24 protein-coding genes and 1 riboswitch are annotated in these 20,146 nt (G+C 60.5%); of the genes, 14 read left to right on the plus strand and 10 right to left on the minus strand.

The genetic code is table 11. The annotated features are described in order from the left end of the window. Positions 1-106 precede the first annotated feature (106 nt). Positions 107-865 carry a YebC/PmpR family DNA-binding transcriptional regulator gene (locus tag Q6L55_03650; GenBank protein MEN9257809.1) on the plus strand — a complete coding sequence of 253 codons (759 nt, stop codon included), beginning with the start codon at positions 107-109 and terminating at the stop codon, positions 863-865. Continuing rightward, a complete protein-coding gene (locus Q6L55_03655; protein MEN9257810.1) occupies positions 822-2,087 on the plus strand; it encodes a pentapeptide repeat-containing protein in 1,266 nt (421 codons plus the stop codon). Before Q6L55_03650 ends, Q6L55_03655 begins: the two co-directional genes overlap by 44 nt. On the opposite strand, the gene Q6L55_03660 is transcribed toward Q6L55_03655, so the two are convergent. The 6 genes from Q6L55_03660 to Q6L55_03685 all read right to left on the minus strand — a co-directional run bounded on the left by Q6L55_03660 (position 2,084) and on the right by Q6L55_03685 (position 4,898). Then, entirely contained in the window at positions 2,084-2,443 is a 360-nt protein-coding gene (locus Q6L55_03660; protein MEN9257811.1) for a hypothetical protein, read from the minus strand. The two genes, Q6L55_03655 and Q6L55_03660, sit on opposite strands and share 4 nt — an antisense overlap. A gap of 40 nt (positions 2,444-2,483) precedes the next feature. Continuing rightward, positions 2,484-3,302, minus strand: a complete 819-nt coding sequence (locus Q6L55_03665) for a CPBP family intramembrane metalloprotease (protein MEN9257812.1) — start codon at positions 3,300-3,302, stop codon at positions 2,484-2,486. Next, positions 3,296-3,583: an ATP-dependent Clp protease adapter ClpS gene (clpS, locus tag Q6L55_03670; protein ID MEN9257813.1), complete on the minus strand. Its 288-nt coding sequence runs from the start codon at positions 3,581-3,583 to the stop codon at positions 3,296-3,298. Before clpS ends, Q6L55_03665 begins: the two co-directional genes overlap by 7 nt. A gap of 48 nt (positions 3,584-3,631) precedes the next feature. Continuing rightward, positions 3,632-3,916: a DUF427 domain-containing protein gene (locus Q6L55_03675; GenBank protein ID MEN9257814.1), complete on the minus strand. Its 285-nt coding sequence runs from the start codon at positions 3,914-3,916 to the stop codon at positions 3,632-3,634. Positions 3,917-4,054: 138 nt separating this feature from the next. Next, positions 4,055-4,693: a hypothetical protein gene (locus tag Q6L55_03680; GenBank protein MEN9257815.1), complete on the minus strand. Its 639-nt coding sequence runs from the start codon at positions 4,691-4,693 to the stop codon at positions 4,055-4,057. Continuing rightward, on the minus strand, positions 4,686-4,898 hold the full coding sequence (locus tag Q6L55_03685) for a DUF1232 domain-containing protein (protein ID MEN9257816.1): 213 nt from the start codon (positions 4,896-4,898) through the stop codon (positions 4,686-4,688). The genes Q6L55_03680 and Q6L55_03685 overlap by 8 nt, the downstream gene beginning before the upstream one ends. 50 nt (positions 4,899-4,948) lie before the next feature. Here Q6L55_03685 and Q6L55_03690 point away from each other — a divergent pair, with 50 nt between their 5' ends. Beyond that, entirely contained in the window at positions 4,949-5,716 is a 768-nt protein-coding gene (locus tag Q6L55_03690) for a biotin--[acetyl-CoA-carboxylase] ligase (protein MEN9257817.1), read from the plus strand. Here Q6L55_03690 and uca read toward each other — a convergent pair. From uca to Q6L55_03710, 4 genes are all read right to left on the minus strand, one after another. Then, entirely contained in the window at positions 5,696-9,307 is a 3,612-nt protein-coding gene (gene uca / locus Q6L55_03695; GenBank protein ID MEN9257818.1) for an urea carboxylase, read from the minus strand. The genes Q6L55_03690 and uca overlap by 21 nt on opposite strands. Beyond that, entirely contained in the window at positions 9,292-9,933 is a 642-nt protein-coding gene (locus tag Q6L55_03700) for an urea carboxylase-associated family protein (protein MEN9257819.1), read from the minus strand. The genes uca and Q6L55_03700 overlap by 16 nt, the downstream gene beginning before the upstream one ends. A gap of 29 nt (positions 9,934-9,962) precedes the next feature. Next, positions 9,963-10,736: an urea carboxylase-associated family protein gene (locus Q6L55_03705; protein MEN9257820.1), complete on the minus strand. Its 774-nt coding sequence runs from the start codon at positions 10,734-10,736 to the stop codon at positions 9,963-9,965. Between the two features lie 74 nt (positions 10,737-10,810). Beyond that, positions 10,811-10,918, minus strand: a riboswitch (guanidine-I (ykkC/yxkD leader). A 67-nt stretch (positions 10,919-10,985) separates the two neighbouring features. Next, positions 10,986-12,140 (minus strand): aromatic ring-hydroxylating dioxygenase subunit alpha, encoded by a 1,155-nt coding sequence (locus Q6L55_03710; GenBank protein ID MEN9257821.1) that lies wholly within the window; start codon positions 12,138-12,140, stop codon positions 10,986-10,988. A gap of 323 nt (positions 12,141-12,463) precedes the next feature. On the opposite strand from Q6L55_03710, the gene Q6L55_03715 reads away from it, so the two are divergent. The 11 genes from Q6L55_03715 to Q6L55_03765 all read left to right on the plus strand — a co-directional run bounded on the left by Q6L55_03715 (position 12,464) and on the right by Q6L55_03765 (position 20,067). Beyond that, positions 12,464-13,381, plus strand: coding sequence for an ABC transporter substrate-binding protein (locus tag Q6L55_03715; protein ID MEN9257822.1), 918 nt, complete (start codon positions 12,464-12,466; stop codon positions 13,379-13,381). Continuing rightward, positions 13,378-14,217, plus strand: a complete 840-nt coding sequence (locus Q6L55_03720; protein ID MEN9257823.1) for an ABC transporter permease — start codon at positions 13,378-13,380, stop codon at positions 14,215-14,217. The genes Q6L55_03715 and Q6L55_03720 overlap by 4 nt, the downstream gene beginning before the upstream one ends. Positions 14,218-14,249: 32 nt before the next feature. Next, a complete protein-coding gene (locus tag Q6L55_03725) occupies positions 14,250-15,047 on the plus strand; it encodes an ABC transporter ATP-binding protein (protein MEN9257824.1) in 798 nt (265 codons plus the stop codon). Position 15,048: 1 nt separating this feature from the next. Then, positions 15,049-16,422: an allophanate hydrolase gene (gene atzF, locus Q6L55_03730; protein ID MEN9257825.1), complete on the plus strand. Its 1,374-nt coding sequence runs from the start codon at positions 15,049-15,051 to the stop codon at positions 16,420-16,422. 1 nt (position 16,423) lies between these two features. Further along, positions 16,424-16,552, plus strand: a complete 129-nt coding sequence (locus Q6L55_03735) for a hypothetical protein (protein MEN9257826.1) — start codon at positions 16,424-16,426, stop codon at positions 16,550-16,552. Between the two features lie 122 nt (positions 16,553-16,674). Continuing rightward, the gene (locus Q6L55_03740; GenBank protein MEN9257827.1) at positions 16,675-16,812 is read left to right on the plus strand and encodes a hypothetical protein; all 138 of its coding nucleotides are present in this window, start codon (positions 16,675-16,677) and stop codon (positions 16,810-16,812) included. 39 nt (positions 16,813-16,851) lie between these two features. Then, positions 16,852-17,355 carry a Uma2 family endonuclease gene (locus Q6L55_03745; protein MEN9257828.1) on the plus strand — a complete coding sequence of 168 codons (504 nt, stop codon included), beginning with the start codon at positions 16,852-16,854 and terminating at the stop codon, positions 17,353-17,355. 9 nt (positions 17,356-17,364) lie between these two features. Continuing rightward, positions 17,365-17,856 carry a metal-binding protein gene (locus Q6L55_03750; protein ID MEN9257829.1) on the plus strand — a complete coding sequence of 164 codons (492 nt, stop codon included), beginning with the start codon at positions 17,365-17,367 and terminating at the stop codon, positions 17,854-17,856. A gap of 80 nt (positions 17,857-17,936) precedes the next feature. Next, entirely contained in the window at positions 17,937-18,308 is a 372-nt protein-coding gene (locus Q6L55_03755; GenBank protein MEN9257830.1) for a hypothetical protein, read from the plus strand. 53 nt (positions 18,309-18,361) lie between these two features. Next, positions 18,362-19,474, plus strand: coding sequence for a glycosyltransferase family 1 protein (locus tag Q6L55_03760; GenBank protein MEN9257831.1), 1,113 nt, complete (start codon positions 18,362-18,364; stop codon positions 19,472-19,474). Continuing rightward, positions 19,468-20,067 (plus strand): hypothetical protein, encoded by a 600-nt coding sequence (locus tag Q6L55_03765; GenBank protein MEN9257832.1) that lies wholly within the window; start codon positions 19,468-19,470, stop codon positions 20,065-20,067. Before Q6L55_03760 ends, Q6L55_03765 begins: the two co-directional genes overlap by 7 nt. Positions 20,068-20,146: the final 79 nt, after the last annotated feature.

The following is a 20,146-nucleotide window of genomic DNA, read 5'->3' on the forward strand; positions in this document are numbered from 1 at the left end:
CATGGCCCAGGTTTAAGGATTTTTTCGGGAGTTGCCCAGCTTCGGCTTGGGGAAGTGCGCGGGGCGCTACACTGCTATATTGAGCGTTCTAGACAACGACTGGGCCATGGCCGGGCACAGCAAGTGGGCCAACATCAAGCGGCAAAAGGCGCGGGTGGATGCCCTCAAAGGCCAAACCTTTGCTAAGCTTTCCCGGGAGATCATCGTGGCAGCGCGCCTGGGACTCCCGGACCCTGCGGGCAATTTTCGGTTGCGCACGGCGATTGCTAAAGCCAAAGCCGCCGGCATGTCCCAGGAAAACATTGAGCGGGCCATTGCTAAGGGTGCCGGTCGCCTGGGTCCCGATACGGAAAACCTGGAATCCGTGCGCTACGAAGGCTATGCCCCCGGTGGTGTGGCCGTTTTGATTGAAGCCCTGACCGACAACCGCAACCGGACAGCCGGCGAAATCCGGGCGGCCTTTAACAAGCACGGCGGCAATTTGGGGGAAACTGGCTGCGTCGGCTGGATGTTTACCCAGGTGGGCTGGATTCCCGTGACCGGCATCACCACAGAAGAAGACCTGCTGGCTGTAGCGTTAGAGGTAGGGGCTACCAGCTACGAGTGGGACGCTCAGACCCCAGCCCTGGTGACGGCGCCTGAGGACCTGGACCGGGTCGCAGCAGCAGTCCAAGCCAAGGGTTATGGCGTTGAGGGGGCGACGACCCGCTGGCAGCCCACCACGACGGTGACCATCACCGACCCAGACCAAGCCCGCAAAGTTCTGCGCCTGCTCGATGTACTGGAGGATTTGGACGATGTACAGAGTGTGACGGCCAATTTTGAAATGGACGACGCCCTACTGGGGGCCACGATGGGACTTTGAACCGGCCATGGATGCCAACGCCTTACTTGCTCGCTATGCCGATGGGGAACGGGATTTCCGCCAGGTCAATCTGAGCGGCGCCGATTTATCGCTGGCCATCCTGCGAGACATCAACTTAAGTTGCGCCAAGTTAGCCGGCACTAGCCTCAATCAGGCCAATTTAACCCGCGCCGATATGAGCCGGGCCATTCTCCGGGAAGCGGATTTGAGCCGAACGATTCTCCGGGAAGCCAACTTGATGTCGGCCAAGCTGGTGGGGGCCTATTTACACCAGGTGGACCTGCAGGAGGCCAATTTGAGCAAGGCCAAGCTCACGGAAGCGGATTTGGTGGGGGCCAATTTGCGGGGGGCCAAGCTGGTGGGGGCCAATCTCAGTCGGGCAGTGCTTATCGAAGCGGACCTGAGCGGTGCCGATTTGAGTGGAGCAGATTTAACCGGCGCTAATTTAAACGATGCCCGGTTGGTGGGGACGAATCTGGCGCGGGCGGATTTGACCCGGGCGGCCTTGCGCAACAGTGACCTGAGCCAGGCCAATTTTTTTGAAGCGGATTTAAGCCGGGCCGTTTTGACCGGTGCCAAGTTGGTGCGGGCGGGATTGAGTGACGCCATCTTGAGCGAAGCCAACCTAGGCAACGCTGACCTGACCGAAGCCCAGTGTATCAATGCTGACTTAGGCCGGACCAATTTGCGGGGGGCCAACCTAACCGGTGCCAACTTAGGCGGAGCCATCCTGGAGCGGGTGGATTTGGGCCATGCCGATTTGACGAGGGCGGATTTGACCGGGGCGGACTTGAGCGGAGTAGATTTACGTCGCACCAATCTCACGGGTGCCCAACTGCGGGGGGCCAGGCTTTGCCGGAGCAATTTAGAGCAGGCCACGCTTCAGGATGCCGACCTCACCGCCGCCGATTTAACCGATGCGCGCCTGATACGGGCAGGGATGCAGAGAGTGCAGCTGGCCCAGAGCAATCTAACGGGGGTAGATTTAACCGGCGCGATTTTGACCGAGGCTGACCTAAGGGGGGCTGTTTTGGTAGGGGCGATTCTCAATCAGGCGGATTTGACCAACGCCAAGTTAGTAGCGGCCGACTTGACGGGGGCGTCTTTGTATGAGGTGCTGGTGCAGGGCGCCGATTTGACCCAGGCTTGTCTGGCCGATGCCTATCTGGAGGCTACTAACCTGGCGGGGGCTTTGTTGACGGAAACAGTGCTACCGGGTTAAGGGGATGGCCCCTGAATAACCAACTCGTAGGGGGGAGATGACTCGTGAGTTGGTGTTCCCACAAACACCCGGTACATGCCTGCGGGCCAATAGCCGGAAATTTGGGGGGGACGGTCCCCAATGGGCGTGGCGCAAAAAGCACCGTCGGGGCCTTGGACGAACACGGTAACGGGAGAGGGACTGTTGACCTGAATCTTGAGATAATCCATCGCTTGGGGTAGGTGCAATTGATGGTGAGGATGCCGGGCAAGGTAACCGCACACGCCACTTTCTACCGGTCCACCCGCTCGCCCCCGCAGCGTTAGCCGCTGGACGGACTGGCTGATTTCTACTGGCCGGGACTGACAGCTACCCAAAATAACCGCGCCGCCCAGTATTCCCAGTAGCCCCCCTTGTCTACCCATGGATGCGACGGTCAGCCCACCGACGAGTGCCCCAGGCGACGGTTGCCATGGCGACAAATCCCAAGGGACTGGCCAGGGGATTGGTCTCCACAGCCGTGAGCCACGGGGGTAGCTCGGGATTGACCCCTAACCAATGCCCCACCCGCACCCAGTAGTAGGCGGTCACTAAACCGGCATGGAAGCCTATGGGCCAGCCCAAGCGCCCCCCACAGGCCAGCCGTCCCCAGGCCAGCGCCAGCCCCAGCACCCATAACCCGGGAAATTGGGGCCAGATGCGTACCAGCACCTCCGGCGGATGAAAAAAATGGGCCAAGGCAAATATCCCGCTACTGCCCCACACCGCACCGCTGACGCCGTAGTCCTGGTATAGCTCCTGCCACAGCCACCCGCGAAAGAGCAGTTCCTCCGCCAGGGCCACCCCCACCCCCAGCGCCAGCCCCTCGCCAACCACGCGCCATGACGGTGGACTCTGCCAGTACAACCACCCCCAACTCGCCTGCAATGTCAGCAACCCGAACAGTGCCCCCACCCCAAGACTCCAGCCCAGCAGCACCTCCTGCCCCCAACGCCGGTTGCATTGCAAACCGTAGAGGCGCCAGGGATCCGGTTCTCCCCGTACAGCCCGACCCCAGAAGTATAAAACACCGACAAATTGCAGATAGAGAATGCCCGTCGCCAGGGAGCGGATAGACCCATCACCGTCCAAAAATGGCCGAAGGAAAGCCACGACGGGCAACCAGACCAGGAGCACCAACCCGACAAAGGCCAACAATCGCCCCGGCAAGGGCCACCGGGTCAGCCGCTTCAGCATTCCGGCTCGATGGTGCTGGTTAAACCCTTACGGCGCAACCCTTCACAGTAAAATTCCGCCGGCTCCAAAGGGCAGATAATGACCAGGGCAACACCGGTGTTGTGGGCCTCCAGCATGATGTTGACCGCTTCTGTCCAGGAAAGACTCGGCACCACCTTCATCAAACACTCCACCACATACTCCATCGTGTTGTGGTCATCGTTGTGGAGCAGCACCTTGTACTGGGGTGCGTGCTGGCGCTGTTGACCGGTTTTCGGTTTTTCCAGGACTTCAGTCGCCATGGCAATCTCCCTCCCTCTTCCCTGTATTTTAACCGGGTGGCCTGCTGACTACCGTTTTACCTGTACGCCCCGCCAAAACGCCACATAGCCCTTGATATTTTGCGCTGCCGGTTTGGGGTCGGGGTAGTACCAAGCCGCGTCGGGGTTCTCTTTGCCGTTGACAACAAGGGTGTAGTAGTGGGCGACGCCCTTCCAACCACAAGTGGTTTGGGTGGTACTGGGGCGGAAATACTCCATCTTGAGGGTCTCCGGTGGGAAATACACATTGCCCTCGACCACCTCGTACCGGTCACTCTCGGCCAAAACTACCCCTTCCCAAATTGCTTGCGCCATCCCTGTCCCGCTGAGTCCACAGTCATTTACATATCTTAACAGTTTAACAGTTAGGATGGTCCCGGGGAAAGTCTGAGTCCGTCTTAGCGGATAGGCAGGGACCTGTCCCCCAAGATCCCCAACCAAGAAGGATGGGAATTATCCCCGCCGCTGGAGATGCTGTTCAATGACTGTAATACAATCGGCTACCGATTTCCCCTGACCCATGGCCGCCACCAACGCCCAATAGGCAGCAGCATGGGTTTGCAACAGTTGTTGCGCTTCCCGTTGGGCCAGTCGGAGTCGCCAGGGCCGTTCCGCCGCCGGAAAGGACTCTAAATGCTGCAGTGCCTGTTGTACATCCATGGCTCCCCCCCGGGCGTCCCCGTAAATCCATTCCTCCGCCGCCACTCCGGCCATCCACATCACCGGGCAGCGGGGCCACAGGGACAAGGGCACCGCCCCCAAACGCACCCCTGCTTCCGTAGGGGGATAACCGCGCTGCCAACTGCTCCAGGGGTCTAGGGTGTAGTCTTCGATGGGAATTCCCAGCAAGTAGGCGACGAGGAAATGCCCCGCTTCGTGATGTAGCACCCGTTCCGACCGCCACAGGCCCAATAGCAGGGTCAACCCCTGGGAGCGCCACAGCCAAGCGTCCGCCGTGGCCAGGCCCAGCAGCACCACCGTTGTCCCGGCAATCCAACTGGGGGAAAAGGGCAGCCATGGACTCAGCAGAGTTGCCAAGCTTAACCCAAACACGACCACCGCTACCCCGTTGACCCAGCGTTCTTCAATCATCGTCCAGCATCGCCTTACCGAACACCGGGGTCATCAGTTCCCCTACCAGCACCGCTGCCAACCACCCATCATCCAGCCAACCCAGTAGGGGGAATACAGCGGGCGAGAGATCCACCGAGCTAGGTAGATACAGCAGCGACCTCGGCACCAGCCACCAGCGATAGGGGGTGCAGGGTATCTCGATACCGGCGTGCGTGAGATGCATATATAAAAAGGAATGGCAGACTCTTCTAGTCTAGTCCGCTGAACTCGGCGATGGCCTATCCCCCCTGGCTACACTGGTTAGCCACCTGCCCCAGCACCAACACCTGGGCGCGGCAATCCCTGGCCCACTTGGCCCATGGGGACGTAGTGTGCACGCCACGACAAACCGCCGGACGGGGACGGGATGGCCGTCGCTGGTATGCCCCACCGGGGGTGCTGACCGCTTCTTTTGTCCTGCAACCGGTGACTGCCTCCCAAATCCCCTGGTTGAGCCTAGCAGCGGGTTTGGCGGTTATTTATGCGGTGGAGGATACGGTTTCCCTGGCACCAGGTACTTTAGGGCTTAAGTGGCCGAACGATGTGGTGCTCCAGGGCCGGAAGTTAGCCGGGGTGCTCTGCGAAGCGTCCCTACCCTGGGCGGTGGTGGGTATTGGTCTCAACCGGGCGGTGGATTGGGCTAAGGTTTTGACGGACCCAACCAGTGGTCTGTCCCCCTCTCAGGTGGCGAGTCTGCTGGAAGTGACGCCCCACCCACCGGACGTGATCACCCTGCTGACCCGGTTACGGCGCTATCTCCTGGAAGCCCACAGTCTCATCCAGCAGGGCAAAGAAGGAAATTTATTGCCCCCATTGCGCCAGCGGGATGTGCTCGATGGCTGTCCCCTCACCATCCGTAGCGGGGAGACCACCATCAGCGGCATTGGATTAGGGCTAGATGACCAGGGGCGGTTACGGGTCCAAGGAGCCGACGGAACGTTGCATGCTTTCACCGCCGGCCATGTAGTGTGCTGGGAACCGTCACGTTTCGTCGGGAATTAACGTCAACACCGCCTGTCCTGCCGTCACCGGTTGCCCCGGTTGGCGCAGGATTTGGGCGACGGTTCCCCCACAGGGCGCTAAAACCTCAATTTCCGTTTTCATGGCTTCAATCACCGCCACCCTATCGCCCTGGTTGACCCGCGCTTGGGGTTGGACATGCACCCGCCAGACCATGCCGCTCACTTCTGTACACACGGCCACCCGTCCTGCGGGAATGTCGGTTTCCGCCGCCGCGTCCTCCACTAGGTCTACCGTCTCGTTGGTGCGGTCAAATTCCCCTGCTGCCACCCAGCGCTCCCGTTCAGCTTGAAAGGCCTGCTGCTGCCGGGTTTTGAAAGCCTGAATCTCGGCGGCATGCTGCTGCAAGAAGGCCAGGTAGTCCCGCAGACGAAACGTTTGTTCGTGGATGTCCAGCTTAACCCGCCCGTAAATGACGTCCTCCCGATAGCGCAGCAACTCGTCGGCGGTGACCGGGAAAAAGCGAATCTGGTCGAAAAACCTTAGCAGCCAGGGGCGAGAAAAGTTGCTGTTGCGCCGGTAGCGGTTCCATACGGGTACGGTGCGGCCCACCAACTGATAGCCCCCCGGCCCCTCCATGCCGTAGATACAGAGATAGGCCCCGCCAATCCCCACCGCATTCTCCGGCGTCCAGGTGCGGGCCGGGTTGTACTTGGTGGTCACCAGGCGATGGCGCGGGTCTAATGGCGTCGCCACCGGTGCCCCCAAATACACATCCCCCAACCCCAGCACCAAATAACTCGCCGCAAAGACGATGTCATAGACCTGCTGGAGGTCCGCCAGGCCGTTGATGCGCCGGATGAACTCCAAATTGCTGGGGCACCAGGGGGCGTCGGCCCGCACCGATTGCCCGTATTTCTCAATGGCCAACTGAATCGCCGGGTCGTTCCAGGACAGGGGCAAATACACGATGCGCGTCGGCACCTCCAGGTCCTGCACGTTGGGTAACTCCCGCTCCGCCTGGGCCAGCAGGGACAACAGTTCCGTCCGGGGCAACTGCCGGTTGTCGTAATGCACTTGCAGTGAACGAATCCCCGGCGTCAGGTCAAGAATTCCCGGTATCCGTTGCGCTTGCAGCCAGGTCATCAGGGCCTGGACCCGAAACCGTAGGGTCAAATCCAGGGTCAAGGGGCCGTATTCAATCAGCAAGTACTTGTCCCCCGCCTGGCGGTAGGTGACTCCCACCGGATGGGTCTCTGGGGTCTCCTGGCGCAGGATTGGGTCGCCCCCGACCGTCAGCGGTTGGGACCGGGGCCGGGGCTGCAACGTGGCCAGTTCCTCCTCCTGCTGCTGTTCCCAGGCCCGGGCTGTGGCCTCGTCAATAGGGACAAACCGCACTGTATCACCTGGTTTGAGTTGCCCGATTTTCCACAACTCCGCCTGCACGATGGTGGCCGGGCAAACAAATCCCCCCAGGCTCGGGCCGTCGCACCCCAGGATGATGGGCATATCGCCGGTAAAATCAATCGTGCCGATGGCGTAGGCGTTGTCGTGGATATTAGACGGGTGCAGTCCCGCTTCCCCCCCATCCGGTCTGGCCCAGGTGGGCTTGGGGCCGATCAGGCGAATCCCCGTGCGGTTGGAATTGTGATGCACCACCCAGGCGTGGCTGAACAACAGGGCCATGTCGTCCGGGGTGAAAAAGTCGGGAGCGGCGTGGGGACCGACCATCACAGCAATCTCCCAGGTGTGGGTGTAGGTGGGGATAAGCGCTGGGGGTAACGCCTGGGGCACATCTTCCCCGAACCAGGGGGTCAAAGGCAGGACATCGCCCGTGCGCAAGGCCCGTCCCCCGTGCCCGCCCAATTGCCCCAGGGTAAAGGTGGATCGGCTCCCCAGGTACATCGGCACCGGCAATCCCCCCTGAATGGCGATATAGGTGCGGCAACCGGGGCCTTGGACGGCCTGAAGTTCCAGCACGCTCCCTGCCGGCACCACCACCGTCTGCCAATAGGGAACCTCCTGACCGTTTAACCGGGCGGGCATGTAGGCCCCCGTCAGACAAATCCGCGTGGGTGCGTTAAACCGCAGGGTCGGCCCCACCAGAGTGCACTCCAGCCCCGCCGCCTCCGGGGGATTCCCCAACAAACGGTTACCCCAGCGAAAAGCCAGGTGGTCCATTGGTCCCGACGGCGGCACCCCCACGTCCCAATAGCCCAACCGTCCTGGGTAATCCTGCACGGTGGTCAGGGTCCCCGGCGTCAGGACGTCTATGGTTTGGGGGCGATAGACCACCTCCGCCAGCCAGCGGGTGTGCACCTCCCCCTGTTGCATCGCCGGTGTCCCCAGCACCTGTTGCAGGTACTCGCAATTGGTGACGATGCCGGCTAAAGTGGTTTGCGCCAAAGCTGCCTGTAACCTGTGCAGGGCCTCGGTTCGGTTGGCTCCGTAGGCAATGGCTTTGGCCAGTAGGGGGTCATAGAAGGGCGTCACCTCCGTCCCCGTTTCCAGCCAATGGTCCCAACGAATCCCTAGCCCCAGGGTCACTTCCGTCAACACCCCCGCGCTGGGCTGGAAATTTTTGTGGGGGTCTTCGGCGTAGATACGAGCTTGGATGGCATGTCCCCGGGGGTTGGGGGTCCAGGTGTCGAAAAAACTCCGGTCCCCGGCCGCCAGACGCACCATCCACTCCACCAAATCCACCCCCCAGACCAGCTCCGTGACCCCGTGCTCCACCTGCAGGCGCGTGTTCACCTCCAGGAAATAGAACTGCGCCGTCTGCACGTCATAGATAAATTCCACCGTGCCTGCGGACTGGTACTGCACCGCTTCCCCCAACCGTTGGGCCGCCTGGGCCAAGGCTTGACGAACCGCCTCAGGTAATCCCGGCGCTGGGGTTTCTTCGATCACCTTCTGGTGGCGGCGTTGGGTGGAGCAGTCCCGTTCCCCCAGCGTCAGGACACGCCCCTGGCCATCCCCAAAAATCTGCACCTCCAGATGGCGCGCCCGGGGAATGTACTTTTCCAAAAACACCCCAGCGTCCCGGAAATGGGCCTGGCTGAGCCGTTGCACCTGGTCGTAGGCCGCCGCCAGTTCCTCCGGGTTGTGGCAACAGCGCATCCCAATGCCCCCGCCGCCGGCGGTACTTTTAAGCATCACCGGGTAGCCGATGGCCGCCGCCGCCTCTTGCGCCTCCTGTAGATCCTTTAATAAAGACGTGCCAGGTACCAGGGGGATACCGCAGGCTTGGGCTAGGGAGCGGGCCACGTGCTTAAGACCGAATTGGTGCACCTGCTCGGGTTTGGGGCCGATGAAAACGATCCCCTGTCGGGTGCAGGCTTCGGCAAAATCCGCATTTTCACTGAGGAACCCATACCCCGGGTGAATCCCCTGGGCGCCGCTGGCCTGGGCGATGGCCAAAATCCGCTCCCCCTGCAGATAGCTCTCACTGGCCAGGGTGCCCCCTAGGGGATAGGCTTCGGTGGCCATTTGCACTGGGAGACTATGGCGGTCCGGCTCAGAATAAACGGCAACGCTGGCTATCCCCAACCGGTTGAGCGTACGGATGAGGCGACAGGCGATCTCCCCCCGGTTAGCCACCAAAACCTTGCGCAACACTAGGCCGCGTCCCAAATCAACAGCCGAATAGGGGTGGGGTTATAGGCGTTACAGGGGTTGTTGATCTGGGGGCAGTTGGAAATCAGCACCAACACGTCCATCTCCGCCCGCAGGTCCACATATTTCCCCGGCGCCGAAATCCCATCTACGATTTCCAGACGCCCGTCCGCCGCCACCGGCACATTCATAAAGAAATTGATATTGCTCACCAGGTCCCGCTTGTGCAGGCCGTACTTGCTTAGCTCCAGCAGGTAGTTCTCCACGCAGGCGTGCAGGTGCTTTTTGTGCAGGCCATAGCGCACCGAATTGCTCTCCATGCTGCAGGCCCCCCCCAGGGTGTCGTGACGACCGCAGGTATCGGCCACCACCGTCATCAATACATTCCCCAGGTTAGAAAGCAGTTGTGTACCGGCAGTGATAAAGATATTCCCCTGGCGCACAATGGTATCAGGGGCACTGTAGCGCTCCGAGGGGTCGTGGGCGTTGTAGATCAACGTATCCACCGCCTGGTTCCCCTCCAGGTCCACGATGCGCAGGATTTGCCCCTTGGTCACCACCTTGGACCAGGGTTGTCGGGCCGGCAATTGGTAGTCGTAAACCGCTTGGGCCGGGTCTAACACACGCTCCGTTGTCGCCACCATCGTTACCAACCTCCTTGAGCAGACCGAGTTTACATCCCGTAGGTAGGCATGAGGGGTCGTTGCGCCCACCAGGTGTCCGTATTGATAAACGCCCGCTTCACCTCCTCATTGGCCGTGCGGCACAGGTCCTCCGGTCCCGGCGCGGGGGAACGCCACACCGTCAACTGCACCGGCGGCGGGTTGTAGGTGGTTTCCGGGTGCAGTACATGGGGGCAATTGGCCACTACTACTAACACATTCATTTCCGCCCGCAGGTCCACGTAACTCCCCGGTTTAGCCGCCGTCCCATCGTAGTGCAGCTCACCGTTGGGGCCTACCGTCACCCGGCTAAACAAATTCACACAGGGCATCAAATCCCGACGGGTCATCCCCCACTTGCCCAGCGCCCGCAAAAACTGGTCCCGGGCGTTATGGAAATCCCGCCGACCCCATTTGTCATCGCCGCCTTCGCCGTACTTGGCGCGGTTACTCTCCGGCGTACTCCAGCCGCAAATCAGGTCATGGCCATTGGACGTATCCTCCGTGAGGGAAAACAACACCCGGCCCATATCCGAATACAGCACCATGCCCTTGCGCAAAAAGGCATTGAACTGAATCTTGGCCGTATCCGCCACATTCAAGCGCTCCATGGTCCGGTCTGCGTTGTAGGCAATCAGGGAAACCCCATGGGACCCACCCAAATCCGTGATGCGCAGCGTTTGCCAACGGGGGATAATGCCATGCCAGTAGGCGCCGCCAGGCAGCTTTTCCGACCAGACCACCAACTCCGGCGCCAGCGGGGGTGTTTCGACCGTTGCCACCATACCTGTCACCTCCTAAACCAAACAACGAAGCCCAGGAGTTCCGCCATCCAGCCTGTATCCAGACCTTCAGCACGTCCTCCCGGGCTTTTATCCCGCCGTGTGACCGCTACCGATTGCGGTAACGGCTTGCTTCTCTCGGACCAGTCACGGCTCTGGCCGCCGGAACCCTAGAAGCTCTCCTGCCTTATAGGCCCACCATAGCCCCACTCCCCTAACGAAACCGTCATCTACGCTACTTTTTACAAAAATTTACCCAGCGATCTGGGCTGGGGGATGACCGTGCAGATAAGCCAGCAGGAGTTTTTGCTGGTGGAGAATGCGAGCCTCCAGGGGGTGGACCGGTCCGGGTTGGTAAGCGCCGCTGGCGTAGCCCCGTTGCACCGATTCGGCAATCGCCACATCTTCGCCCACAAACGCTGCCAGTTCCGCCAGCACCTCCGCCAGAGGCGCGTCCGGTGATCCGTAGATGTCCGTCACCACTTGACACCGGTCTACTGCCACCGGGTCAATGCGCAGGGAAATGAACATGCCATCCGGCAGGGCCAGCAGGTGCCAATTGGGAAACACGCCGAAGGTGTAGAAATGGGTTTGGTTCTCGAGGGGCAAATCGCGACGCACCCGGCGGCGGGCCAACCAGGTCGGGGGCACCGGCGTCACCAGGGCATTGACATAGCTGCCGAAGCAATGCCGGTAATGGCGCACCGGCCCCTGCAACCGATGCAACGTCCGAGCATGGGCCACCGCCACGTGGTAATCGCAAAGGGTGTTGTCGTGATAAACCTTCCAGTTGCAGGCTACCGGGCGGGTATGGTGGTGTAACCAGCGCCATTCCCCCTGGGCATAGCCGGCCAAGACCTGGGCCATGGGGGCTAAATACACCGGCAGGGGGGGCACCTGGGGCTGGAAACTGACAAACAACAACTGCTGCCAGACCGCTACCTGCACCGGTCGCAGGGGGTAGTCTTGGGCGCAAAAATCACTGCCCCATCCCTTCTGCTGCGCCGTCGCCCGCAATTGCCCCTGCAGGTCATAGACCCAGGCGTGGTAAGGACACACCAGCCGCTTCCTCGGGAAAACCCCCGGCTCCGGACATAGTTCCATTCCCCGGTGGGGACACAGGTTGTAAAACCCCCGCAGTTGGCCCCCTTCATCCCGGATGACCAGCAGACTCCGCCCGGCCAAGGAAGTCGCCCACACCGTCCCTGGTGTTGCCACCCGTTCGGCTGGCCCCAGGTACAACCAGGTCTGATGAAAAATGCGGGCCTGCTCCAGGGGTATCCATACCGGGTCGGTGTAATGTTCCGCCTGAAGTAAAAAAAACTCTCGCTCCATACTGCTTTTGTCAAAACAACCCAACGATTTAGACTGGACCGGCGCTTCCCCGCCTGCCCACCGTCGCCCCATCCTGTCGGCTCATCTCCCCGGAAAATGGTATTCCCAATAACTTTTTTACAAAAATTTACAATTAAAAAAATTGGGGGCCTATATTAGGTATGGGGCGATGGCGACCCGGAAAAAATGTATTTTTAGATACTGTTTTTGGCGAAATGAAATTCGCTATGGTGGGAATGAGCCTGTGGCTGGGGCTGCCAGATGGACACAGGCTTTAGGACGTGCAGGTTTGTATCGCCATGGGACGAAAGTCATCTCAGCTTGCTGGGATTTTGTTTGCCTTGACCTTGGTTTTAGCGGTTAGTTGTGGCCTTGGCAATAGGCCCTCTGATGCGGTGGTGGTGCGGCTGGGATTTAGCGCCTGGCCCGGTTGGTTTCCCTGGCAGGTGGCCCAGGAAAAAGGGATTTTTCAACAGCATGATGTGCAGGTGGAGTTGCAGTGGTTTGACAGCTACACGGATTCGCTAAACGCGCTGAAAGCTGAACAGTTGGATGCCAATTCCCAAACCTTGAATGACACCATTAGTGCCGTAGCTGGTGGTGCGGATCAGGTGGTGGTGTTGGTGAACGACAATTCCACTGGCAATGACCAGATCATTGTGCGGCAAGGGATCGATACCCTGGCGGATTTAAAGGGTAAACGCTTGGCGGCGGAAGAGGGAACCGTGAGTCACTTTTTCCTATACCTGGCCCTTGAGCGAGCGGGGTTGACGCCAGCAGATATTACGTTTGTACCCCTGGAAACCGGAAAAGCGGCGGCGGCCTTTGCGGCGGGTCAAGTGGACGGAGTGGCGGTTTTTGCCCCCTTTACCACCCAAGCCCTCAAGCGACCGGGAAGTAAAGTGCTCACCAGTTCAAAGGATTTTCCGGGGGCGATTTCAGACCATTTGGTGTTCACCCGCCGCTTTGTGGAGCAACATCCTGACCAGGTGCAGAAGGTGGTGGATGCCTGGTTTGACACGATCCGCTACATCCAGGACCACCCCGACGAGGCATTGACCATCATGGCCCAACGGGCGGGGGTTTCGGTGGCGGAGTACCAACAATATGCAGCGGGGACCCGCATTTTTACGGCCCAGGAAAACGTGGCGGCGTTTCAACCAGGCCAAGATCTAACCTCCCTGCCGTTTGCCACCCAGAAAGTCAGTGCTTTTTTGGTGCAAATGGGCTTTGTGCAAACGCAACCGGATGGGAGCCGGTTATTGGACGGGCGGTTTGTACAGGCGCATGTCGCTAGGGCACAGGGGCTATGACGACTGACCCGACTCCCCCTAAGCAAACGCCGGCCTCTTCCCTGCGGCCATCGGTGTTCTGGCGTTTGGCAGAGGACATTCCCGCACCCCTGTACCGGCGGTTGATGCTGGTGTCGGTGGTGACCCCCCTGGTGCTGTGGTGGTTGTTGACGACCTTTGGGCAAGTCGACCCCAAGTTTTTGCCGGCGCCGGGGCAGGTAGTTACCGCGGCCGGGCGGCTGGGGGCATCAGGGGAGTTGTGGCAGGACACCTGGGCCAGTTTACAACGGGTGGGGATGGGGTTTGGCTTGTCGGTGCTGGTGGCGGTGCCCCTGGGGGTATTGATGGGGTGTTTCCAGAGTCTGCGGGCGCTGGGGGAACCTCTGTTTGGCTTAATGCGTTACATGCCGGCGCCGGCGTTTATTCCCCTGTTAATTCTCTACCTAGGCATTGACGAAGCACCCAAAATTGCCCTGATTTTTATCGGCACCTTTTTCTACAACGCTTTGATGGTAATGGACACGGTGAAATTTGTCCCCAAGGAACTGATTGAGGCGACCTATATGTTGGGGGGCAATCGCTTCAATACGGTGGTGCGAGTGATTTTTCCCCATGTGTTGCCGGGGATTTTGGATGCCTGTCGGATCAATTTTGCGTCGGCCTGGCAGTTGGTGATCGTGGCGGAACTGGTGGCGGCAACCGAAGGCTTGGGACGGCGGATTAGTTTGGCGGGCAGGTTTCTGCGGACGGATGAAATTTTTGTGGGCTTGATAGTGATTGGTTTGATTGGGTTGGGGTTGGATTTATTGTTTCAGTATTTGGTGCGGGTGACCTGTCGGTGGGCCCATCCCGAATGAAGGTTTTTTGTTGTTTTTGCGGAGGTCGCGGTATGTTTCTGCAGGTGCGTCAGTTGACCAAAGTGTTCTCTACTCGGCAAGGGCCGTTGTTGGTGCTGGAGGATATTAATTTTTCCGTAGCCCAGGGGGAATTTGTTTGTGCGGTGGGGGCGTCCGGTTCGGGAAAGTCCACGCTGCTGCGGCAAATTGCCGGGTTGGACCAGCCGACGCGGGGCGGGGTGTGGATTGACGGCCAGCGGGTGACGGGTCCGGGAGCCGACCGGGGGATGGTGTTTCAGCATTACACGCTCTACCCTTGGATGACGGTGCAACAAAACGTGGAGTTCGGCCTGAAGTTACAGGGGGTGCCCCAGCGGGAACGGCGGGAACGGGCGCGCTATTACCTGCAAGTGGTGGGATTGAGCGCCTTTGCCCAGGCCCTCCCCCGGCAGTTGTCCGGTGGCATGAAACAGCGGGTGGCCATTGCCCGGGCACTGGCGGCGGAACCCCGGTTGCTCCTGTTGGATGAACCGTTCGGGGCGCTGGATTTGCACACCCGGGAGATGATGCACGAGTTCCTGATGGACCTGTGGCAGCGCACGGGCTTGACGGTGTTCATGATCACCCACGATGTGGAGGAGGCGGTGTTTTTGGCGACGCGAATTTTGGCCCTGAGTGCGCGTCCTGGTCGCATCGTGCGGGAGATGACGGTGGAGTTGCCGGACCGTCGCCAGGGGGTGATGGCCATCAAACGGCATCCCCACTTCCATGACTACCGGGACGAACTAGTGATGCTCCTGCGGCAGACGGGTCAGGCGGCCCACCAGCGGTCCATGGCCCTGGCGGCCTGACATGGGGGTCCGGTTTGACCTGGGTTCCCTGCGCCGGGCCTATCTAACGGGTGAACTCACGCCGACCCAGGTGGTGGAGGAGGTATACGCCCGCATTGCCTATTACAGCGACCCGGCGGTGTGGATTTACCTGGCCCCCCAACCGGAAACCTTGGCGCGGGCGGCCCACCTAGAAACGCAAAACCCGGCGGATTTTCCCCTGTACGGGATTCCCTTTGCCATCAAGGACAACATTGATTGGGCAGGTGTACCCACAACGGCCGGTTGTCCGGGTTTTGCCTATACCCCATCCGTATCTGCTCCGGTGGTGGCCAGTTTGCTGGCAGCCGGCGCCATCCCTATAGGCAAAACTAACCTGGACCAGTTCGCTACGGGGTTGGTGGGGACCCGGTCGCCCTACGGAATTTGCCGCAATCCCTGGCATCCCGACTACATTCCCGGTGGGTCGAGTGCGGGGTCGGCGGTGGCGGTGGCGGCGGGGCTGGTGAGCTTTAGTTTGGGGACGGATACGGCAGGTTCGGGGCGGGTGCCGGCGGCGTTGAACGGGATTGTCGGTCTCAAGCCTACGCGGGGTTATGTCAGTACGCGGGGTGTGGTGCCGGCGGTGCGCAGTTTGGATTGTGTGTCCATCTTTGCCCAGAGGGTGACAGACGCCCAGCAAGTGTTGCAGGTGATAGCCGGGTTTGACCCAGCAGACCCTTTCTCCCGGCAACCATCGCCCCCACCGGCCTTGGCCACAACAACCCTGCGTCTGGGGGTTCCCCCGCCGGATCAACTGGACTTTGGGGGGGACCCAGCGGCAGCCCAAAATTACCAGGCGGCCATCCAGCGGTTTGTGACTCTTGGCGCTCAGGCGGTGACCGTAGATATTCAGCCGTTTCTCGCAGCCGGGGAATTGCTCTACGAGGGGGCCTGGTTGGCCGAACGCACGGCAGCCGTCGGCGAGTTTCTCAAACAGGACCAAGCGGGGATCGACCCCACCGTGCGCCAGATCATCCTGGCAGGGCAGGGCATCAGCGGGATGCAGGTGTTCCGGGATACATACCGTTTGCAGGCCCTGCGGCGGGAAACAGAAACCCTGTGGCGGGAGATGGATATGTTGGTGTTGCCGACCATCGGCACAGCCTATCGGGTGCAGGAGGTGCTGGCCCAGCCCGTGGAACTGAACCGTCGTCTGGGGCGCTACACCAACTTTGTGAATTTGCTGGATCTGTGCGCATTGGCCTTGCCCAGTGGTTTTCAGACCGATGGGTTGCCTACCGGCATTACGGTGATGGCCCCGGCCTGGCGGGATGAATGGTTATGTCAGTGGGGGGCCCGTTATCAGGCGTTAGGGGAGGAGACAGACCGATGGACGATGCCTGGGTGCGGCTAGCGTGGTGGTCGCCCATTTGAGGGGACAACCCTTGAATGGGGAATTACGGGCGTGGCAGACTCGGTATGGGCGCACCTGTACCACGGCTCCCCTCTACCGGCTCTATGCCCTGCTGGGGGGGGAAACCTAGCGAAACCGGGTCTCCTGCGCCAACCCCCCGGACAACCGGGCTAGGCCATTGAAGTCGAGGTGTGGGAACTGCCGGTTGCAGGTTTTAGTCGGCTGGTGGTCGGGATCCTTGAACCTCTGGGCATGGGGACGGTGGTGCTGGCGGATGGGGGACGGGTCAAGGAATTTTTGTGCGAGTCCTTTGCGGTCGTCAATGCTCCAGATATTTCTCATTGCGGGGGTTGGCGGGCTTATTTACACGCCCACTATACTGGGTCGTAGCCGTCAGGAATTGATGGCGATGGTTTTTGGGCAGCGGTTATGGGCAAGCGCTATGAGATTGTTGATGGGGAATTGTATGTGACGCGGGCGCCCCACAGCCAGCATCAAAAAATTGATGGTCGGCTTTTTGCTGCCTTGGAGCCGTGGTCTTGTCAAACCACCCTGGGTGAGGCGGAACTAGGGGCAGGGTTGATTCTGGGTGACCAGAATGATGTGATTCTTAATGTGATGTGGATGACGAAAGCTCGACACCAGACCCTGATGGATGAAGTGGGGCATTTTCGCCGAGCACCAGAGCTGGTAGTTGACGTGTTATCTCCTGGTGCGGAAAACGAAAAACGAGACCGGCAACTCAAGCGAAAACTCTACTCAACCCATGGTGTTTGGGAGTGCTGGATTGTCGAAGGGGTGAACCGGCAAGTAGAGGTGTATCAGCAGGTCGAGGGCCAACTAAAACATGGAGCAATGCTCGATCAGGATGACCTGTTAACCTCACCGTTGTTACCCGGTTTCGCCTGTCCATCAAAGGAGATTTTGGGCTAAGGATGGGACATGGCCAGTGGCCGCACCCATGATCGTCTGATTCTCTGGACGGCACCGCTAGTGGGTTTGACAACGGGGTATGTCACTGGTGGTGGCCATTGGCCTTGGCTGGTCATGGGGAGCTATGTGTTTAGTGGGTTGATGTTCAGTGGGGATTTGGATATTCCCTCGCGGCAGTGGCGGCGCTGGGGCTGGCTGCGTTTTCTATGGATTCCCTACCAAAAAATCTGCAAACATCGCTCGTTTTGGTCCCATGGATTGCTGGTAGGAACACTCGGGCGTTTGCTGTATGTGAGTGTGATTTTGGGCATTCCTCTGATCTGCGGGTGGGCTTGGCAGGGCTGGCAGGGAAAACCTTGGCCCTGGTGGCAATGGTTGTGGGATTATGGGGGGCGATATAGGGGGGAGTTGCTGGCTATTGGGGTGGGATTGGAACTGGGGGCTTGGAATCATTCCCTGGCGGATTGGATCAGTTCTCGTTGGAAAAAATGGCGCTCCTAATGCCGGGAACCTGGGACGCCTAAATCCCATCTACAATGACAGATAGAACACTGGTTGGCTCGCAGCAGGGGGGATGCGTCATGAAGCAGAAATGGTGGCTTGGGGCCATGGCGCTGGGGGCAATGGCGATGGGCGCTCCGGCGATGGCCAATCCCGGTTATAGCTCCTACTGGTACCACCAACCCGTGGTGTTTCCCTATCGGCAGGTGACGCCTTTTGCTCCTTCCCCGGTCCTGCCGCGCGGTGGGGTGGTGTATGTGGCTCCCCTGCACAGCCCGGTGGTTCTGCCGTCGGCGGTTACGGTTTATCCCTACGTGAACTACAACTCCCGCACGGGGTTTTCCTATGGGTTTACGGCGCTGCCGGCGGTGAACTATCCGGTGGTGGGGGGATACGCCACGCCTCTGTACGGCCCTGGTTTTGTCGTTTACCCCAACGTTCCCCGTTACTAGCGGTCCCTTTTTGCGCTAGGATGCCTGGCGGGAGCGGCTGGTGATGGGAAACGATGCGCATTGCCCTGTTTACGGAAACTTTCCTGCCTAAGATTGATGGGATTGTGACCCGCTTGCGCCATACGATTCGCTGGTTGGGGCGTATGGGGGATGAGGTGTTGGTGTTTGCCCCGGCGGGAGCACCCCGGGAGTACTGCGGTGCCGAGGTGGTGGGGGTAGCGGGCACGCCCTTGCCCCTGTACCCGGAACTGAAGCTGGCATGGCCCCACTGGGGAATTGGCCAGAAGCTCAAGGCGTTTCGCCCGGATGTGGTGCATGTGGTAAACCCGGCGGTGCTGGGGGTGGGGGGACTGGTGTTTAGCAAGTGGTACCGGTTGCCCCTGGTGGCGTCCTACCATACCCATTTGCCGCGCTATTTGCCGCACTACGGGCTGGGGGCGCTGGAGGGGCTGCTGTGGACGTTGCTGCGGATGGGACACAACCAGGCGCGGCTGAATTTGTGTACGTCCACGGCCATGCTGGAGGAGTTGCGGCGCAACGGCATTGAACGGCTGGCGCTGTGGCAGCGGGGGGTGGATACGGAGTTGTTTCACCCGGGGCGCTACTGTCCCCAGATGCGGGCGCGGCTGACGGGGGGACACCCGGAGGCTCCCCTGCTGCTGTATGTGGGGCGGCTGTCGGCGGAAAAGGAAATCGAACGGTTGCGGCCTTTGTTGACGGCGCTGCCTGAGGCCCATCTGGCACTGGTGGGGGATGGTCCGCACCGGGAGGCGCTGGCGCAGTATTTCGCGGGTACCAACACCCACTTCATCGGTTACCTGGAGGGGGAAGCCCTGGCCCAGGCCTTCGCCAGCGCGGATGTGTTTGTGTTTCCGTCTTGCACCGAGACTCTGGGGCTGGTGTTACTGGAGGCGATGGCAGCGGGGTGTCCGGTGGTGGCGGCCCGACGGGGAGGGATCACAGACATCGTGCAGGATGGGGTCAACGGTTATTTGTTTGAGCCGGAGGAGGAAATGGGGCTGATTGGGGCGGTCCGGCGGGTGTTGGCTGCCCCGGAACAACGGCAGCGGTTGCAGCAAGCGGCGCGTCAGGAGGCCCAACGGTGGGGCTGGGACCAGGCCACGGCCCAGTTGCGCCGGTACTACCAACAGGTGGTCCAGTGTTGACCCTGGAGAGCCGGTTTCAGGGGTGTCTTTTGGGGGCATGGCTGGCCTGGCAACGGGTGGGGGATACCACCTGGGGCGTTTGGCTAGAGCAGGGATGTCGCTACTGGACGGGACAAAGCGCCCAAGCACCGGTGGCGACGATGGCGGGGGAGGCGTTGCTGTTGCTGTTGCCGGGGTTGTTGCTAGGCTACCCGGAACCGGCCAAAGTTGCAGAAATGGTGCTGACGGCGGGGTTGCCGGAGGTGGTGAGTGCCTGGGCGCAGGTGTTGCATGGAGCGTTGCAGGGACAACGGGGCGACCCCCTGGCCGATACGCAAACCTGGCCGGAGCTGGCCCAATCGGTGGCGGATTTCCAGAGCGACCCCGATGACCCGGTAACGACTTTGACGTTGGCTCACCGGCAGGGACGTTCTGCTTTGGCGCTGGGGCTGACGGGCTGGTTGTTGGGGGCCTATGGCGGGGCAACGGTTTTTCCGGCCCACTGGGTGGTGCGGCTGCCGGATACCCAATGGCGGGAGATGGGCACGGCCCTGTTGGCGCGGTGGGCGGGGGTGCGCTTCGGCCGAGGACCTTGGGCGGTTGGTGCGCTGTGAACCTTTTTGACAGGTGGGTGGGTTTATCCTGGAGCGCAGCTTGGCCCTGAGCTACCATAGGGGAGTGGGTTGAGGCTGT

This window comes from Gloeomargarita sp. SRBZ-1_bins_9, from assembly GCA_039794565.1.
In the GTDB taxonomy this organism is placed as follows: domain Bacteria; phylum Cyanobacteriota; class Cyanobacteriia; order Gloeomargaritales; family Gloeomargaritaceae; genus Gloeomargarita.

What these genes read in the sequence shown, in the direction of transcription:
- Q6L55_03750 (MEN9257829.1), top strand. Translation starts at nt 17,365, where the DNA reads ATGGCCAGTGGCCGCACCCATGATCGTCTGATTCTCTGGACGGCACCG.
- Q6L55_03675 (MEN9257814.1), bottom strand. Translation starts at nt 3,916, where the DNA reads ATGGCGCAAGCAATTTGGGAAGGGGTAGTTTTGGCCGAGAGTGACCGG.
- Q6L55_03665 (MEN9257812.1), bottom strand. Translation starts at nt 3,302, where the DNA reads ATGCTGAAGCGGCTGACCCGGTGGCCCTTGCCGGGGCGATTGTTGGCC.
- Q6L55_03710 (MEN9257821.1), bottom strand. Translation starts at nt 12,140, where the DNA reads ATGGGGCGACGGTGGGCAGGCGGGGAAGCGCCGGTCCAGTCTAAATCG.
- Q6L55_03705 (MEN9257820.1), bottom strand. Translation starts at nt 10,736, where the DNA reads ATGGTGGCAACGGTCGAAACACCCCCGCTGGCGCCGGAGTTGGTGGTC.
- Q6L55_03755 (MEN9257830.1), top strand. Translation starts at nt 17,937, where the DNA reads ATGAAGCAGAAATGGTGGCTTGGGGCCATGGCGCTGGGGGCAATGGCG.
- Q6L55_03700 (MEN9257819.1), bottom strand. Translation starts at nt 9,933, where the DNA reads ATGGTGGCGACAACGGAGCGTGTGTTAGACCCGGCCCAAGCGGTTTAC.
- Q6L55_03685 (MEN9257816.1), bottom strand. Translation starts at nt 4,898, where the DNA reads ATGCATCTCACGCACGCCGGTATCGAGATACCCTGCACCCCCTATCGC.
- Q6L55_03680 (MEN9257815.1), bottom strand. Translation starts at nt 4,693, where the DNA reads ATGATTGAAGAACGCTGGGTCAACGGGGTAGCGGTGGTCGTGTTTGGG.
- Q6L55_03650 (MEN9257809.1), top strand. Translation starts at nt 107, where the DNA reads ATGGCCGGGCACAGCAAGTGGGCCAACATCAAGCGGCAAAAGGCGCGG.
- Q6L55_03690 (MEN9257817.1), top strand. Translation starts at nt 4,949, where the DNA reads ATGGCCTATCCCCCCTGGCTACACTGGTTAGCCACCTGCCCCAGCACC.
- Q6L55_03740 (MEN9257827.1), top strand. Translation starts at nt 16,675, where the DNA reads ATGGGGACGGTGGTGCTGGCGGATGGGGGACGGGTCAAGGAATTTTTG.
- Q6L55_03725 (MEN9257824.1), top strand. Translation starts at nt 14,250, where the DNA reads ATGTTTCTGCAGGTGCGTCAGTTGACCAAAGTGTTCTCTACTCGGCAA.
- Q6L55_03745 (MEN9257828.1), top strand. Translation starts at nt 16,852, where the DNA reads ATGGGCAAGCGCTATGAGATTGTTGATGGGGAATTGTATGTGACGCGG.
- clpS (MEN9257813.1), bottom strand. Translation starts at nt 3,583, where the DNA reads ATGGCGACTGAAGTCCTGGAAAAACCGAAAACCGGTCAACAGCGCCAG.
- Q6L55_03760 (MEN9257831.1), top strand. Translation starts at nt 18,362, where the DNA reads ATGCGCATTGCCCTGTTTACGGAAACTTTCCTGCCTAAGATTGATGGG.
- atzF (MEN9257825.1), top strand. Translation starts at nt 15,049, where the DNA reads ATGGGGGTCCGGTTTGACCTGGGTTCCCTGCGCCGGGCCTATCTAACG.
- Q6L55_03720 (MEN9257823.1), top strand. Translation starts at nt 13,378, where the DNA reads ATGACGACTGACCCGACTCCCCCTAAGCAAACGCCGGCCTCTTCCCTG.